This is a genomic window from Ferrovibrio sp. (assembly GCF_017994015.1).
Classification (GTDB): domain Bacteria; phylum Pseudomonadota; class Alphaproteobacteria; order Ferrovibrionales; family Ferrovibrionaceae; genus Ferrovibrio.
In genome coordinates this window covers 59,980-75,884 of the sequence record NZ_JAGOLP010000002.1, presented here as the reverse complement: position 1 = coordinate 75,884, position 15,905 = coordinate 59,980, and the positions used below count along the sequence as shown (strand labels likewise).

Sequence of the window (15,905 nt, the reverse complement as noted above, 5' to 3'; positions counted from 1 at the left end):
TCGTCTGTTGGCAGGATGCTGCGCCGATCGCTCAAAACCCTGCCTGTCACGCCGCCTTATCGTGCCGCATTGTGATATTCGTCATTCGGCATCATCTCGATGGCGGCGGCCATGCGGTTCGACATGTTGAAGAAACTGGCAGTGGCGGCGATGTCCCAGATATCGCGGTCACTCCAGCCGGCCTTGCGCAGCGCGGCGCGGTCGGCTTCCACCATCTTGTCCGGGCTTTCGGTCAGCTTGGCGGCAAAATCCAGTGCGGCGCGCATTTTCGGCGTCAGATCGGCCACGCGGTAATTCATCACCATCTGCTCGCCCAGCTTGGGATCGCCGGAAAGCGCCCGCACCGCCGCACCATGCGCGGTCAGGCAGTAATAACAATGATTGATGCTGCTCACCGCCACCGCGATCATCTCGCGTTCCAGCTTGGACAGGCCGGAAGGCGCCAGCATCAATTCGTTATACATTTCCGAAAAGCCGCGCAGCTTCTTGGCATCGAAACTGTAGCTTGCCAGCACATTCGGCACATAGCCCAGCTTCTCGTCGCATTTGGCGAAATAGGCCTGCGTATCGGGATCGAGCTTGGCGCGCGGCGGCACCGGGATATCCAGCGCATGCGGCTTCGGCGCTTTCGGTGCCTTGGTCTTGGCGGCGGCTTTTTTGGTCTGGGCCATGTCCGGTCTCCTCCTGGAATCCGGCAAGCCTAGAATCTTTCCGCTGCGCGCGGAAGCGGCGGGCAGTTCAGGTCTTATCGAACCCGTCGCGGAAGCCGCCGACCTGGCCGCGATGGCGCAGCAGGTGATCGGCGAGCACGCAGGCCAGCATCGCCTCGCCCACCGGCACGGCGCGGATGCCGACGCAGGGGTCATGGCGGCCCTTGGTCAGAATCTCGGTTTCCTGGCCGAAGCGGTCGATCGTGGCGCGTGGATTGAGGATTGAGGAGGTCGGCTTCACCGCGAAACGCACCACAATATCCTGGCCCGAGGAAATGCCGCCCAGGATGCCGCCGGCATGATTGGCATTGAAATGTGGCTGGCCATCGGCGCCAAGGCGCATTTCATCAGCATTCTGCTCGCCGGTCAGTTGCGCGGCAGCCATGCCGGCGCCGATCTCGACGCCCTTCACGGCATTGATGCTCATCATCGCAGCCGCCAGGTCGGCATCCAGCTTGCCATAGATCGGCGCACCCAGACCGGCCGGGATGCCGCTGGCCACCAATTCCACCACGGCGCCGACGCTGGAGCCGTTTTTGCGGATGCCGTCGAGATAATCCTCCCACTGCATCGCCGCCTCTGGATCGGGGCACCAGAACGGATTCTGTGTCACACTGTCCCAGCGCCAGTTGGCACGGTTGATCTCCAGCTCGCCAATGCGCACCAGGGCGCCGCGCAGCATCACGCCCTGGCCCAGGATATGGGCCAGCACCTTGCGCGCCACCGCGCCGGCAGCGACCCGGGCGGCGGTTTCACGCGCCGAGGAGCGGCCGCCGCCGCGATAATCCCGCACGCCGTATTTTTTCCAATAGGTGTAATCGGCATGGCCGGGGCGGAACTTGTCCTTGATCTCGCCGTAATCCTTGCTGCGCTGATCCTGGTTTTCGATCAGCAGCGAGATCGGCGTGCCGGTGGTGACGCCTTCGAAGATGCCGGACAGGATCTTCACTTCATCCGGCTCGCGCCGCTGGGTGACAAAACGCGAGGTGCCGGGTTTGCGCTGATCCAGCCAATGCTGGATATCGGCTTCGGCAAGCGGAATGCCCGGCGGCGTGCCGTCAATCACACAGCCCAAAGCGGGGCCATGGCTCTCGCCCCAGGTGGTGACGCGGAAGAGCCGGCCGAAGCTGTTATCCGACATCAGTCCGCTTTCTTGCCGCCGAGGCTTTGCAGCAATTCGGCCACCGCCGGGGCCTGGTCCACCGCCACCATGCCGACGCTGTGATAGCCGCTATCGACATGATGCACTTCGCCGGTGACACCGCCGCCCAGCGGGCTGAGCAGATAGAGGCCGGCGCCGCCCACTTCCTCGATGGTGACATTGCGGCGCAGCGGCGCGTTCAGTTCATTCCACTTCAGGATATAGCGGAAATCGCCGATGCCGCTGGCGGCCAGGGTCTTGATCGGGCCGGCCGAGATGGCGTTGACGCGGATGCCGCGCGGGCCGAGATCGGCGGCCAGATAGCGCACGCTGGCTTCCAAAGCCGCCTTGGCCACGCCCATCACATTGTAATGCGGCATCACCCGCTCGGCGCCGAAATAGGTCAGCGTCACCGCCGCACCGCCTTCGCTCATCAGCTTTTCGGCGCGCGCCATCAAAGCCGTGAAGGAATAGCAGCTCACATTCATGCTGAGGGCAAAATTCTCCGGCGAGGTGTCGACATACCGACCCTTCAGCTCTTCCTTGTCGGCATAGGCGATGGCATGCACCAGGAAGTCGAGCTTGCCCCATTCGCGGCCCAGGGTTTCAAAAACCGCATCCATCGACGCGGCATTGGTGACATCACATTCCATCACCAGCTTGGCGCCGATCTGCGCCGCCAGCGGTTCAACGCGCTTTTTCAGCGCATCGCCCTGATAGGTGAAGGCCAGTTCGGCGCCCTGGGCGGCCACCGCCTTGGCAATGCCCCAGGCCAGCGAGCGGTCATTGGCCACGCCCATGATCAGACCGCGACGGCCCTGCATCAGGTTACCGGCATACGGGGCTTGCGGCTGCGGCATGGAGCTTCCTCAATCTGGCAAAAAAGAACAAATCGCGCCAATCCGGGGCGCCGGGCAGGCGACAATAGCCGAAAACCGCCCGCCGCGCCAAGCATCCGGCTTGATACAGGTCAATTCCCTGGCGACCGGCCCAAGCTATAGCCCTGTTAGCAAAAATTCATCCGGAAGCCGATTGGTTGCACAGCCGCTTTGTGCATTTATCGCATCCGGCGCGAATCCGGCGGGCATCTATACTCGCCTCTCTTTATCTTCCTGGGGGTAGTCGTGAAGGCAGGTTTTGGTATTCCGGTGATGGTGCGGATCATGGCCATCATAGGCGTGGCGATTGCCAGTCTGGTGACGCAGATGCTGCTCGATGAGGCTGACCAGCGCCAGCATGTCATCCAGGAACGCCGCAGCGACCTGCGCCATCTGGTGGAAGTGGCGCATGGCATCGTGGAAAGCCATGCGCGCCAGGTTGCCGCCGGCAAAATGAGCGAAGCCGATGCCAAGTTGGCTGCCCTGGCCCAGCTTGAAGCCCTGCGCTACGAGAAGAACGAATATTTCTGGGTCAACGACATGGCCCCGGTGCTGCTGATGCACCCGTTTGCCAAGCAGCTTGTCGGCAAGGATGTGTCGGCTAATGCCGATCCCAATGGCAAGCGCCTGTTTGTTGAATTCACCCGGGTGGTGCGCAGCGAAGGCGCCGGATTTGTGGATTACCTGTGGCCCAAGCCGGGCCATGACAAGCCGGTGCCGAAAATCTCCTATGTGAAAGGCTATGCGCCCTGGGGCTGGGTGATCGGCACTGGCATCTATATCGACGATGTGGAGGCCGATGCCGCCGCCTCGCTGCGCGATGCCATTATTGGCGTCACCATCAACAGCCTGGTGCTGGTGCTGTTCGGCTTTTTGCTGGCGCGCAGCGTCGCCAAGCCGTTGCGTGACCTGACCGGCGCCATCCTCAAACTGGCTGAACGGCAATGGCAGACCCTGGTGCCGTATACCGCCAAGCGCGACGAAATCGGCGCCATCGCCCGCTCGGTCGAGGTGTTCAAGCATAATGGCCTGGAAAACGAGCGTTTACAGCAGGAGGCGGAAGCCGCGCGGCAGGAACGCGAGGCGGCCCGGGCGCTGCGCGAGCAGCGCGAGGCCCATGCGGCGGCGCAGATCGCCGAACTGGTGGAAGCCGTGTCGCAGGGCCGGCTTGATCGCCGCATCGAGGAGGGCGACAAGGAAGGTTTCCAGCTTACCGTCAGCCGCCAGCTCAATGGCCTCACCGCCACCTTGCAGGGTGTTACCGGCGAATTGGCCGAGGTGATGCACGCCCTGGCCGATGGTGAAGTGACGCGCCGTATCCGCGGTGATTATCGCGGTGTCTATGGTGAATTGAAGGATTCCGCCAACAGCATGGCCGAGCGTTTGAGCGAATTTGCCCGCCGCCTGGCCGCTTCAGCCAATCAGCTGCGCGATGCGGCGGCGGATATCTCGGCCGGTTCGGAAGACCTGGCCGGGCGCACCGAAAGCCAGGCCGCGACGCTGGAGGAAACCGCCGCAGCGATGCATCAGGTCACCTCCACGGTGCGCCAGAATGCCGATAATGCCCTGGCTGCCGACCGGCTCGCGGCCGAGGCGCGGCAGACCGCGCAGCGTGGCGGCCAGGTGGTGGGTAATGTGGTTGGCGCCATGGACAAGATCGAGGATGGCGCGCGCAAGATTTCCGATATTGTGACGCTGATCGACGAGATTGCCTTCCAGACCAATCTGCTGGCGCTGAATGCCTCGGTCGAGGCGGCGCGCGCCGGCGAAGCCGGCAAGGGCTTTGCGGTTGTGGCGCAGGAAGTGCGCGCCCTGGCGCAGCGTTCCGCCAATGCCTCGAAGGATATCAAGAGCCAGATTTCGGCTTCCAATGCCCAGGTGCGCACCGGTGCCGAACTGGCCAGCCAGGCCGGCGGGGCGCTGGAGGATATTGTCGGCGCGGTGCAGAAAGTCACCAGCATCGTGGCCGAGATCGCCTCGGCCAGCGGCGAGCAATCGCGTGGCCTGGATGAGGTGAACAAGGCGGTAAGCAACATGGACGAGATCACCCAGCGTAATGCGGCGCTGGTGGAACAGACCCATGCCTCGGCCCAGGCGCTGGCTAACCAGGCGCAGGAACTGACCGAACTGGTCGGCTTCTTCAAGCTGGCGCAGCAGAGCTTCGAGCAGCGCACCGCGCGCCGCATGGAAACCACGGCGGCTGATCATGTGATCTATAACGGCGAGCAATTGCCTTTGCGCAACTGGAGCCGCATCGGCCTGATGTTCGGCCCCTGCCGGCAGATGCCGAAACTCGGTGCCAGCCTGTCGCTCACCGTGGTGGTGAATACGCCGGCCCAGGTATTCCGCTTTGCCGCCGAGGCCCAGGTGGTGCGCATTGATGGCAACTATGCCGGCGTGCGCTACACCTGCGCCGATGCCGACACGGCCGAGGAAATCCGCACCTATTTCGCCCGGTAGAAGGTCAAGGTCGGAGAAAGTCAGCCCGCAAAAACGGGTCATGGTACGCGAAGGCGTACCATCCACGTTTTTTACCGCCTTAGAAAAGTACTCGTGGATGGTCGGCCTGCGCCGACCATGACGGCTTTTGCTCTTACGGCGTCAGCCGGTAGATGCGCACGGCATGGGGCGGGAAATCCTCCTCGAAGCCGCTGCCGCCGGCCAGCAAGGCCGGCGGCGCATCGGTGTCAAACCAGCGCTCGATGCGGCGCATGGGCTGCGGCAGGCTGACCGCCAGGCGCCAGCGTTGCGGCGTCAGGTTCACTGCCAGCAGGGTGAAGCGGCCATCAAAACTTTTCAGCAGCAGGCGCAAAGGCGCCGAGGCATCGGCTTCGGCGGTGGCCAGCAAGGAAGCGGCGCCGGGTTCCAGCGCCAGCAGCCGCACCTGATAGTCAAAGGCTGCGGTTGGGCTGAGCAGCGCCGGGGCCAGCCGGTCGATCTCGCGGTTCAGCCGTGCCACGGCCTGCCACAGCCCGGCTGCGGCAGCGATGGCGCCGGGCGTGGCTTTCATGTCGTCGCGGCGGTGGCCGTCAAAAACCTGGATGCCGTAATCTAGCACCGGCACCGGGGCGATGCCGATGGCGCCGCTGCTGCGCCCGGCATAACTATCCTCGGCGAACCAGACCAGCCCGCTGGCGCCTTCGGCCAGGGCGCCATAGGCCAAGGCACGCGCCTCGGCCGGGCTGGGCAGGCGGCGCCGCTCGTCGGGCGCAGCCGTATTATCCAGGGTGCCAAAAACTTGCAGCATGGCCCAGACCGGCAAGGGCCGTGTCTGGCCGGCCTGTTCGGCCAGCATCTGGCGCAGCGCGCGCAAGCCGGCTTCGGCCGCTGCGGTGGAAGCCGGGCGCAGATCGGCCGGGCCGGGATCGCGGAATGGCAAGGCGCGCGCCAGCCGGATGCCGGCAGGATCAAACCAGGCCGAGTTGTCCGCCGCGTCATCGCTGTCCTCGGCATCCGCTTTGCGCGCCGGCATCACCGCCAGCAGGCGGGCGCCGGCAGCGGCTTCCAGCACCGCGTCTCGCGGCTGCTCGGCCCAGGGCGCCACGGCATTGAAGCCGGCATTGGCGGCTGCGGCAAAACCGAAGCGCAGGCCGCGCTGGTAATCCACCATGGCATTGTCCAGCACCAGCGGCAGCAGCGAGCGCGCCGGGTCCAGGCTGTGGCGTGTCAGGCCAAGGCGGTCGGTATGCGGCACGCCGCCGCGATGCAGTCGCACCACGGCATCCGGGCTGTCGCGCCAGGGCAGATCAGCCGGCGCGGGCGGGGCGGCGGCACAGCCGGCCAGCAGAAACAGCCATGCTGCCGCCGCCAGCCGGGTCATGGGATCAGCTATCAGCCTTGTAGCTGGCCTTGTGACCATTTTCGGTCAGCCGATCCATCCAGGCCAGCAGCACGCCGGATACCACAAATGCCATATGGATGCCGACCAGCCAGGCCAGTTCAATATGATCAATGGATTTGATGTTCATGAAGGCGCGCAGCAACTGGATCGCTGAAATCGCCACGATGGAAGCCAGCAGCTTGAGCTTGAGGCCGGAGAAATCCACCTTGCCCATCCATTCCGGGCGGTCCTTGTGGTCGGCCACATCGATCTTGGAAACAAAATTCTCATAGCCCGAGAAGATCACCAGCAGCAAAAGATTGCCGGCCAGCGACAGGTCAATCAGCGCCAGGATCGACAGCACCACATCGGATTCCGACATGGTGAGCACCGCCGGGGTGACATGCAGCAATTCCTGGCCGAACTTGACCAGCAGCAGCACCAGGCAGAAGGCCAGGCCGAGATAAAACGGCGCCATCAACCAGCGGCTGCCGAAGATGATCTTTTCGACCAAGTGTTCCATGAAAACTTTCCGGGCGGGGGGAGAACCAGGCCACAGCATAGCGAAAGCCGGCCAAACCGGCCAGTGCTGGACCCAGCCGGCAAGCTGCGCCAGTATGCAGCGTAACAGCGATAAACAAAGCACGGAGCAGCAACCATGAGCATGGAAGATTGGAATGTCTACCGGAAGGAACTGGCCCAGGCGGTCGGCAATCTGACCCAGCTCAACCCCGACATGATCGCCGGCTACCGGGCGCTGAGCGGTGCCGGCAAGCAGGTCGGCCCGCTCGGCGATAAGGTGCGCGAATTGATTGCGCTGGCCGTGGCGGTCACCACGCGCTGCGATGGCTGCATTGCGGTGCATAGCGCAGCGGCGCTCAAGGCCGGCGCAACGGATGCCGAAATCGCCGAGGCGCTGGGCGTGGCGATTTCGGTCAATGCCGGCTCGGCTTTGGTCTATTCCGCCCGGGTGATGGATGCGGTGGGCCAGGGCCGCGCGCATCAGGCCACCAAGGCCGCCGGCTGAGGGCGGCGCAAATGCAACAGCCAGATCGTTACGCCAGCTATAGCAGCCTGCGCTTCAATCGCCCGGCCGAGCGTGTGCTGGAAGTGGTGATGGCCGGCAAGGAAGGCCGGCTGCCCACCACCGACCATGTCATGCATCGTGAACTGGCCGAAGTGTGGCGCGATATCGATGCCGATCCGGATGTGGCGGCGGTGATCCTGCGCGGCGAGGGCAAGGGCTTTTCGGCCGGCGGCGATTTTTCGCTGGTGGAAAGTATGGCGGGTGATTTCAATGCCCTGACCCGGGTGTGGAAGGAAGCCCGCGACCTGGTCTACAACGTGATCAACTGCTCAAAGCCGATTGTGTCCGCCATGCATGGTCCGGCAGTGGGCGCCGGCCTGGTGGCCGGTCTGCTGGCGGATATCTCCATCGCCGCCAAGACCGCCCGCATTATCGATGGCCATACCCGGCTTGGCGTGGCGGCCGGCGACCATGCCGCCATTATCTGGCCGTTGCTCTGCGGTATGGCGAAGGCGAAATATCATCTGCTGCTGTGCGAGCCGGTGAGCGGCGAGGAAGCCGAGCGGATCGGCCTTGTCTCGCTCTGTGTTGACGAGGCGGATTTGTTCCCCAAGGCATTGGAAGTGGCGCAACGTCTGGCTGCCGGTTCGCCCACCGCGATCCGCTGGAGCAAATACGCACTCAATAACTGGCTGCGCCAGGCCGGGCCGACCTTCGATGCCTCGCTGGCGCTGGAGATGCTGGGCTTCAACGGGCCTGACCTGCGCGAAGGTGTGGCCTCGCATCGTGAGAAACGGCCACCGGATTTCGCCAAGACCGTGCCTTTATAGGCCGGCCCGGGCGCGGCTGGAGATTGCATTGCTCGATATCCGCACCCTGCTGATTGTCACCTTCGCGCTCACCCTGGCGCTGGGCGTGGCTTTGCTGATCGTGTGGCGCGGGCAGTCGTTCATTCCCGGCACGCGGCTGCCCGGCGTGCCGTATTGGGCCTTTGGCTGCTTGCTGGTTGGCCTTGGCCTGCTGCTGCTGTCGCTGCGCGGCCTGATCGACGATTGGCTTTCGGTGGTGCTGGCCAATGTCATCGTCATTGTCGGCCAGGGCCTGATGGCGCTCTCCATCGCCGATCTGCTGGATTGGACCCGGCGGCGGGTGCGGCTGCTGATTTATGCCACAATCATCCTGGCGACGGTGTTCTGGCCGCTGGCGCTGCTGCTGGTGCCGCAGAATATCGGCTTGCGTGTCACTGTTTATGCCGTGATCGTGATGGTGCAGTTCATCGTCATGCTGTGGCTGCTGCTGCGCGCCGATACCCTGCCGCGCCTGCAACGCTGGACCTTTGCCATTGTAGTGGCGCTGCATATGGCGGCGGTGGTGTTGCGCGGCATTTCCGGCCTGTATATTCCGGCCGGCGATGCCTATTTCAGCCGCAACTTGCTCAACACAATCTGGGCATTGGAGAATATTGTCTCGGTGGTGGCTTTCACGGTCTGCTTTGCGGTGTTGCTCGGCGCCCGGCTGATGCGCGATGTGGAACGCCAGAATGCCGCCCTGGGCGAAGTGATCGGCACCCAGCGGCTGCTGCAAATGCAGCTCCGCACGGCGCTGGATCAGGAAGCCGCCATGCGGCAGGAACAGCAGCTTTTTATCAATCGGATTTCGGCTGATTTTGACGTGCCGCTGCGGTCCATCGGCCAGCGCGTCGAGCGGCTGCGCGGGTTGCCGCCGCCCTTGTGTGACAGCGCTGCGCCCAGGCTGGATGCGATTGGCGGCGCGGCAAGCCGGCTGCGGCTGCTGATCGACACGTTTCTGCTGGATCGCCGCATCCAGGGCGGCATGGCCGAGATGCGGCAGGAACCGGTGGACCTGAAGGCGCTGCTGGCTGAATTGTTGCAGGAGCAGGCGCGGCCCGGGGCGCGGCCGGGTGCCGAATGGCGGCTGCAATTCACTGCCCCGGATGCCCCGGTGATGGCGCGTGGCGATGCCGCGATGCTGGCAGTGGTGTTTGGCAATCTGCTGGATAATGCGCTGAAATATTCCGCCCCTGAAGCGCCGGTGCAGGTGACGCTGGCGCGGGTGGGTGATGAGGCGGTGGTGACGGTGACGGATCGCGGCATCGGCATTCCGGAACGTGATCTGGGCGCCATCGGGCAGCGCTTTTTCCGCGCCGGCAATACCGCCGCCGTGCCGGGCACCGGCCTGGGTCTGTTCAGTGCCGGACGACTGATCCAGTTTCATGGCGGGCGTTTCACGGTGGATAGCCAGCCCGGCCGGGGCAGCAGTTTCAAGGTGCTGCTGCCGCTGGGCGAGGCGCTGGTTAAGGAGGCGCCGGGTGTTTCTTGATCAGCGCACCCTAGCCGTGGTGCTGGCCACAGTGCTGCTGTTGCAGGGCATCGGCTGGCTGCTGATCTGGCGCAGCCAGCCACACACCGCCGGGGTGCGCACCGCCTGTATTGCCGCGTTGATGTTTGTGCCCGGTTTGCTGCTGGTGTCGCAGCGCGGCCAGGTCAATCCCTGGATCAGCGAGGTGGTGGCGAATTACTTCAGCGTTGGCGGCCTGCTGCTGACCCTGCTGGCGCTGGCGCAGATGGTGGAACGGCCTTTGCCGCTGCGCGCCGGGCTTGTGCTGTATGGCGTCAACCTGGTGATGTGGCCGGCCTATGTGCTGCTGGTGCCGGGCCATCCCGGCTGGATCGCCTTGCTGGGCGCGGTGCCGGGCCTGGGTTATGCCCTGCTCTGCGCCCGCGAAGCCTGGGCGGCGCGGCAGGTGCCGCAGGTGATCCGGGGCCTGGTGACGGCGCTGAACCTGATCCATGCCGCCGTCGCCGCCTTGCGCCTGCTGGATGGCGCGCAGCATGTGCTGACCGGCCGGGGCGTGTTGCCGGCCTCGGCCAGCAATATCTTCTATCTGGAATTCATCCTTTATGCCGCCTTCTTCTTTATCGGCATCATAGCCCTGCTGGGCAGCCGGCTGGCCTATGCACAGGTGCAGCAGAATGAGATGCTGCTGCGTGAGGCCGATCAGCGCCAAAAGCTGCAGGCCGAACTGGCGGCGGCCTTGGCCGAGGAAAGTGCGGCGCGGCGCGAACAGCGCCATTTCCTTGACATGGTGGGGCATGAATTCCGCACCCCGCTGGCGATTATCGACCGCGCCGCCGAGATGGTGGCGATCAGCCTGGAAGGCAGGAAGGCTGCGCCCTATCAGGCAGCGTTGCGGGAAGTGGCCGACCTGCGCAGCGAAGGCCAGCGGCTGCGCCTGATGATTGATGCCTTCCTGGCGCAGGAACGGCTGCAAAGTGGCCTGGGCGATGCACGGCGCGAGGTGGTGGACCTGGTGGCTTTGTTGCAGGATCTGCATAACCGGCTCGATCCCTGCCAGCGCGCCCGGGTGGATCTGCAATTGGCGCCGGCCTGCCTGGTGCGTGGCGATCCTGATCTGCTGCGCATCGCCCTGGCCTGTTTGCTGGATGCCGCGCTGCCGGCACCAGGGGCTGAGGTGTCGGGGGCTGAGGCGGCTGGAACGGATGCGGCCGGTATCGTGCTGCGGCTGGAGCCGCGGCCGGGCCGTGCCGAACTGACCCTGCTGGGCAGTGCCTGGCGCCAGACGGTGGCGGCGGATGATGATACGCTGGGGCGTGCCACGGCGCGGCGCTTGCTGGAGGCGCAGGGCGGTGCTCTGCTGCTCGGCGCGCTGCCGGGGCGGCTGGCCTTGCTGCGGCTGCCGCTGGCCGAGGCGGTCGGCATGGTGGCGCCATGAAAGTGGACCTGCTGACGCTGAATTTCCTGCTGCTGATCCAGCTTGGCATCCAGGCAGCCGGTTGGGTGGCGCTGCATCGCGGGCTACGCGCCCTGCCCGGCATCCGCAACATCATGCTGGGCTCGGTGGCGGCGGCGTTGGGTACCACGCTGCATCCGATGCGCGCCTTCCTGCCGCCTGTGCTGGTGATCAGCTGCGCCAATCTGCTGATCATGGTCGGCTATGCCGTGGTAATGGTGGGCTTGGCGCAATTCACCGGCCGCCCGCCCCAGCGCTGGCTGGCCTGGCTGATGGTGCTGTTCACCGCCGCGATCTGGCCGGCCATGCTGCTGCTGGCACCGGATGACGTGTCGCTGCGCATCATGGCATTTTCCTTCATCGTTGGTGTGCTGGCCACTGCCACCGGGCTGAACATGATCGGCGCCAAGGGCGCGCCGCCGCTGCTGCGCTGGTTTCTGGTCGGGCTCAACCTGGCGCATGGTTTGTCGTCGCTGCTGCGCGCGGCAGAGGCCGGGCTGGCGCCGCCACGGGATTATTATCTGGCCGAGGATGCGGCGCAGATCATGTGGTTTCTCGGCACCATTCTTTATGTCGGGCTGCATTTCATCGCCCTGGTGGCGCTGGTCGGCAGCCGCCTGCTGGCCGAACTGACCGAGCGCAACCGCGCCCTGGCAGAGGAAGTGGAAGCGCGCCGCCGATTGCAGGAACAGCTCAGCACGGCGCTGGACCAGGAAAGCGCCATGCGGCGCGACCAGCGCCTGTTCATCGATATGGTGGGGCATGATTTCCGCACCCCGGTGGCGGTGATCGACCGCGCCGCCGAGATGCTGGAAACCCTGCTGCCCGGCGCGCCTCTGGCCATCGCCCAGCGGCTGGCGGCGATCCGCGCTGCCGGCCGCCGGTTGCGCCGGCTTTTGGAAACCTTCCTGGCCACCGAACAGCTTGAGGCCGGGCTGAAAGCCGGTCGCCGCGAGCCGGTTCTGCTGCTGCCGCTGTTGCAAGGTCTGCAAGCCGAATTGCCGGCGGGCGAAGCGGCCAGGCTGCGTTTTGAACTGCCGGATGCAGCAGCCCAGCCTATCGCAGCCCGGCCTATCGCAGCCCAGCCCATCGCAGCATTGGGCGATGCCGAATGGCTTGGCGCGATCTGTGCCAACCTGATCGACAATGCGCTGAAATATTCCGCCCCGGATGGTGTGGTGCTGCTGCGCCTGGACCGCGAGGCGGATATGGCTTTGCTCTGCATCGCGGATCAGGGCATCGGCATCCCGCCGGCCGAACTGGCGCAGATCGGCAGCCGGTTTTTCCGGGCCAGCAATGCCGGCATCGCCAAGGGCACCGGCTTTGGGCTCTATGCGGCGCGGCGCCTGATCGAAGCCCAGGGCGGCAATTTCAAGTTGTTTAGTGAGGCGGGTGCCGGGACGCGCGTCGAATTACGCCTGCCGCTGGCGCATTCTGACCAATTGCTACAAATCCCGACAAATCCCGCCGCCGCCAGTAAATAAGCCGGCAATAAAAGCAGTGTCACAATTGAATAATACTTGCCGCATAGATTTCAATTTTGAATATTGAATCGGCTATGGCATTGGAATCGATGCCATTTTCAATACACGCAGTTCGCGAGAAAGCTGGTTCGATTTATGGCCATCGGGCAGGAATCCTTGGGCGAAGCAGCGCCGCAAAGCCTGAATCCGAATTTGCGCGTGTTTCTCAAGGCGGCGGCTTTGCATGCCCGCTTCACCTCCAACCTGCCCAATGGCCAGCGCCTGATCATGCGCACGCTGGATATTTCCGGCCTGGGCGGGCTGAATCTGGATCTGCGCGGCGCGGTGCTGACCGGCTGCACCATCACCGATGCCATGCTGCGTGGCGCACGCTGTGATGCCGCCGACCTGTTTGGCGTGGATTTTTCCAATGCCGACCTGTGCGGCGCCAGTTTCATGCGTGCCGATCTGCGCGGCGCCAATCTGGCCCATGCCAAGCTGAATGATGCCGTGCTACGCGATGCCGATCTGCGCCCCGGCCAGGTGGTGAAATGGACGAACGGCCGCGAGGAAAAGGAAGAGCGCGCCACCAACCTGTCGAATGTCTCGATCGACCGTGCCGATTTCTCCGGCGCCGATCTGAGCAATTCGACATTGAAGCTGTCTTCCGCCAAGGGGGCGAATTTTGCCCGCGCCAACATGTTTGCCGTCAACCTGGCCGGCGCTGACCTGACCGGGGCGGATTTTTCCGGCGCCCGGCTGCGTGAAGTCACACTGATCGGCGCCCAGATCAACGGTGCCAAATTTGTTGGCGCCGACCTGACCGGCGCCAATCTGCGCAATGTTGATCTGGCGCGCGCCGATTTTGCCGGTGCCGATCTCAGCGGCGCGATCCGCCGCCGCAACAGCGCCGACCTGCCCGACTGGCTGGTCCCGCTGATTGATGAACACAGCCTGTGGATCAACACCAATGGCAGCGGCGGCACCCGGCTTGATCTCGGCGGCCGCTCGCTGATCGGGCTTGATCTATCCGCTTCCGACCTGCGTGCCGCCATGCTGCGCGGCGCCGATCTGCGTAATGCCGTGCTGTCGGAAGCCGATCTCACCCTGGCAGACCTGTCGGATGCTGACCTGACCGGCGCCTATCTCGATGGCTCGGTGCTGGATGGCGCCAATCTGGCCGGGGCGGTGCTGCTGCGCTGCAAGGCGCGCGGCGCGCGTTTCCTCTCGGTGCCGCTGCGCGATCCGGCCGGCAAATATACCGGCCGCACCTGGCCGGCCAATCTCAGCCGGGTCAATCTCAACGAATCCGACCTGCGCGGCTCGCGCTTTGGCGATGCCCGCCGGGATGGCTTGCAGGCGGTTGGCGCCAATACCGCGGGTTGCGATATTTAAGTCTCGTTTAGACATGCCGCAGGTAGTCGACGGACCCGGATTTTTTCTTATACTGACCCAATGCTTCCCCGCGCCGAAGGCAATGCCGTGACCGATCCCACAAAGGTGCTCGTTGTTGAAGACGAACCATCCTTGCGGGTTGATCTGGTGGATTTCCTGCTCGCCCATGGCTACAGCGTCACCGGCCTGGGCGATGCCTATGGTTTCCGCAACCATATCGCCTGGCATGGCGCGCCCGATCTGGTGCTGCTGGATGTCAACCTGCCGGATGGCAATGGCTTTGACCTGGCGCGCGAGCTGCGCCGGCAATCCGATTGCGGCATTGTCATGCTCACCATGCGCAGCGGCGCCGATGATCGGGTGGAGGGGCTGGAAAGCGGCGCCGATGCCTATCTGGTGAAACATGCCAGCTTGCGCGAGATCGAGGCCACGATCCGCTCGGTGTTGCGCCGGCTGGAGCAGAATCGCGGTAACGACGCTGCTGCTGCCGCTGCTGGCGCAAACGAAGCGGATGCCGCCCCAGCCGCCCCCTCCGCCCAGGCCGCGCCCGCTGCATCCGAGCCGGGCTGGGCCTTCCAGCCGATGCAATGGCAGTTGCTGGCGCCCAATGGCGCCGTGATCCGCCTCACCGGCAGCGAAGTGGCGTTTCTCTCCGCCCTGGTGGAACGCGCCGGCAAGCCCTGCCCGCGCGATGAAATCGCCCGTGTGCTGTCGCGTCCCTCCTTGCGCGCCGAAGACCGCTCGATTGATGCCCTGGTGCGCCGCCTGCGCCGCAAGATCGAGGAAACCAGCGGCGGCGAAGCCCCGATCAAGATGGTCTACGGCATCGGCTACAGCTTCTCGGCCCCGGTATTGGTGAAGGAAAGCTGAGGCAGTCGGCCCGTATGGGCCGCTGCGATGCGCCGCCCGCCGATGAGCCGCTCGCTGTATCTCTTCACCGAAAGTCGCTTCCCGGATCGGGTCAAGATCGGGCGTTGCCGTGATGCGGCAGCGCTTGATTGCCTGCGCCATGCCAGCAGCTATTCACCGGCGACCATAGCTTGCCACGCAATCTGGCTGTTTGACGATGCCACGCCGGTCGAAACCCGCATCAAGGCGGCTTTGCGGCCATATAATGCCCAGCTTGCTCATGGTGGCGCCGAGGTCTACCGGCTCAGCGCCGCCGCAGCGGTGCCGTTGATTTCCGCTTTGGTTGGCAAAGCCCCGGATGGTGTGCCGGCGCAGCTTGCGGCACGGCCGGATTACGACGATCTGCGCCATCCGCCCAGCCGCAATCTGGATAGCCCGGCCAATCGGCGCTGGCGCCAGGTGGCCTGGCTGTATCAGGAACAGGGTGAAACGGCACGGCTCAAGACCAGCCGCATCAATGATTGGAAAACCCCGCTTGAGCCGCGCAAACGCTACAGCTTTTGCGGCCTCAAGGCGGTGGCCGCTTTCAGCTATGCCGGCCCGGTCTCGCTGGAAGGCAATCGCCAGGTCGATGCGGCAGTGTCTGCCGTTGTGGCGGCGTTTGGTTCAAATACGGGTTCCGGCCATAATCATGGCTGGCTCGCCGAGGCCGCAACAGTGGATGAAGTGAAGCAGCTCTACCGCCGCCATCTCAACGAAATCGACATTGATCCAAGGCTGGTGCCGGAGGGTGTGCGCCGCGCCTATAACGAGGCGTGAAGCAAGCGGTTTGAATGCCGATGCAAACCAT

Annotated in this window: 14 protein-coding genes; 9 read left to right on the top strand and 5 right to left on the bottom strand. The window is 64.5% G+C overall.

Going from position 1 to position 15,905, the window contains the following annotated elements; all coding sequences use genetic code 11:
• Window positions 1–56 precede the first annotated feature (56 nt).
• The 3 genes from KBB36_RS02075 to fabI all read right to left on the bottom strand — a co-directional run bounded on the left by KBB36_RS02075 (window position 57) and on the right by fabI (window position 2,711).
• Window positions 57–671, bottom strand: a complete 615-nt coding sequence (locus KBB36_RS02075) for a peroxidase-related enzyme (RefSeq protein WP_290976168.1) — start codon at window positions 669–671, stop codon at window positions 57–59.
• A gap of 67 nt (window positions 672–738) precedes the next feature.
• Window positions 739–1,851: a chorismate synthase gene (gene aroC, locus KBB36_RS02070; protein WP_290976165.1), complete on the bottom strand. Its 1,113-nt coding sequence runs from the start codon at window positions 1,849–1,851 to the stop codon at window positions 739–741.
• On the bottom strand, window positions 1,851–2,711 hold the full coding sequence (gene fabI, locus KBB36_RS02065) for an enoyl-ACP reductase FabI (RefSeq protein ID WP_290976162.1): 861 nt from the start codon (window positions 2,709–2,711) through the stop codon (window positions 1,851–1,853). Before fabI ends, aroC begins: the two co-directional genes overlap by 1 nt.
• A 303-nt stretch (window positions 2,712–3,014) precedes the next feature.
• Between fabI and KBB36_RS02060 the strand changes: the two genes are divergently transcribed.
• On the top strand, window positions 3,015–5,189 hold the full coding sequence (locus KBB36_RS02060; protein ID WP_290976160.1) for a methyl-accepting chemotaxis protein: 2,175 nt from the start codon (window positions 3,015–3,017) through the stop codon (window positions 5,187–5,189).
• A 133-nt stretch (window positions 5,190–5,322) separates the two neighbouring features.
• Here KBB36_RS02060 and KBB36_RS02055 read toward each other — a convergent pair whose 3' ends face one another.
• Together KBB36_RS02055 and KBB36_RS02050 are read right to left on the bottom strand one after the other, a co-directional pair.
• Window positions 5,323–6,549, bottom strand: a complete 1,227-nt coding sequence (locus KBB36_RS02055; protein ID WP_290976157.1) for a hypothetical protein — start codon at window positions 6,547–6,549, stop codon at window positions 5,323–5,325.
• 4 nt (window positions 6,550–6,553) lie between these two features.
• Complete coding sequence (locus KBB36_RS02050; protein ID WP_290976154.1) at window positions 6,554–7,072, bottom strand: TIGR00645 family protein; 519 nt, start codon at window positions 7,070–7,072, stop codon at window positions 6,554–6,556.
• Window positions 7,073–7,213: 141 nt separating this feature from the next.
• Here KBB36_RS02050 and KBB36_RS02045 point away from each other — a divergent pair, with 141 nt between their 5' ends.
• The 8 genes from KBB36_RS02045 (at window position 7,214) to KBB36_RS02010 (ending at window position 15,874) form a co-directional block, all read left to right on the top strand.
• Window positions 7,214–7,576, top strand: coding sequence for a carboxymuconolactone decarboxylase family protein (locus KBB36_RS02045; protein ID WP_290976583.1), 363 nt, complete (start codon window positions 7,214–7,216; stop codon window positions 7,574–7,576).
• An 11-nt stretch (window positions 7,577–7,587) separates the two neighbouring features.
• On the top strand, window positions 7,588–8,406 hold the full coding sequence (locus KBB36_RS02040) for an enoyl-CoA hydratase/isomerase family protein (RefSeq protein ID WP_290976151.1): 819 nt from the start codon (window positions 7,588–7,590) through the stop codon (window positions 8,404–8,406).
• 28 nt (window positions 8,407–8,434) lie between these two features.
• The gene (locus tag KBB36_RS02035; RefSeq protein WP_290976148.1) at window positions 8,435–9,916 is read left to right on the top strand and encodes a HAMP domain-containing sensor histidine kinase; all 1,482 of its coding nucleotides are present in this window, start codon (window positions 8,435–8,437) and stop codon (window positions 9,914–9,916) included.
• Window positions 9,906–11,330: a hypothetical protein gene (locus KBB36_RS02030; RefSeq protein WP_290976145.1), complete on the top strand. Its 1,425-nt coding sequence runs from the start codon at window positions 9,906–9,908 to the stop codon at window positions 11,328–11,330. The genes KBB36_RS02035 and KBB36_RS02030 overlap by 11 nt, the downstream gene beginning before the upstream one ends.
• Window positions 11,327–12,832 (top strand): sensor histidine kinase, encoded by a 1,506-nt coding sequence (locus KBB36_RS02025; protein ID WP_290976140.1) that lies wholly within the window; start codon window positions 11,327–11,329, stop codon window positions 12,830–12,832. The genes KBB36_RS02030 and KBB36_RS02025 overlap by 4 nt, the downstream gene beginning before the upstream one ends.
• A 135-nt stretch (window positions 12,833–12,967) precedes the next feature.
• Complete coding sequence (locus KBB36_RS02020; RefSeq protein ID WP_290976138.1) at window positions 12,968–14,206, top strand: pentapeptide repeat-containing protein; 1,239 nt, start codon at window positions 12,968–12,970, stop codon at window positions 14,204–14,206.
• Between the two features lie 87 nt (window positions 14,207–14,293).
• Complete coding sequence (locus KBB36_RS02015; protein WP_290976135.1) at window positions 14,294–15,076, top strand: response regulator transcription factor; 783 nt, start codon at window positions 14,294–14,296, stop codon at window positions 15,074–15,076.
• A 42-nt stretch (window positions 15,077–15,118) separates the two neighbouring features.
• Window positions 15,119–15,874 (top strand): hypothetical protein, encoded by a 756-nt coding sequence (locus KBB36_RS02010; RefSeq protein ID WP_290976132.1) that lies wholly within the window; start codon window positions 15,119–15,121, stop codon window positions 15,872–15,874.
• Window positions 15,875–15,905: the final 31 nt, after the last annotated feature.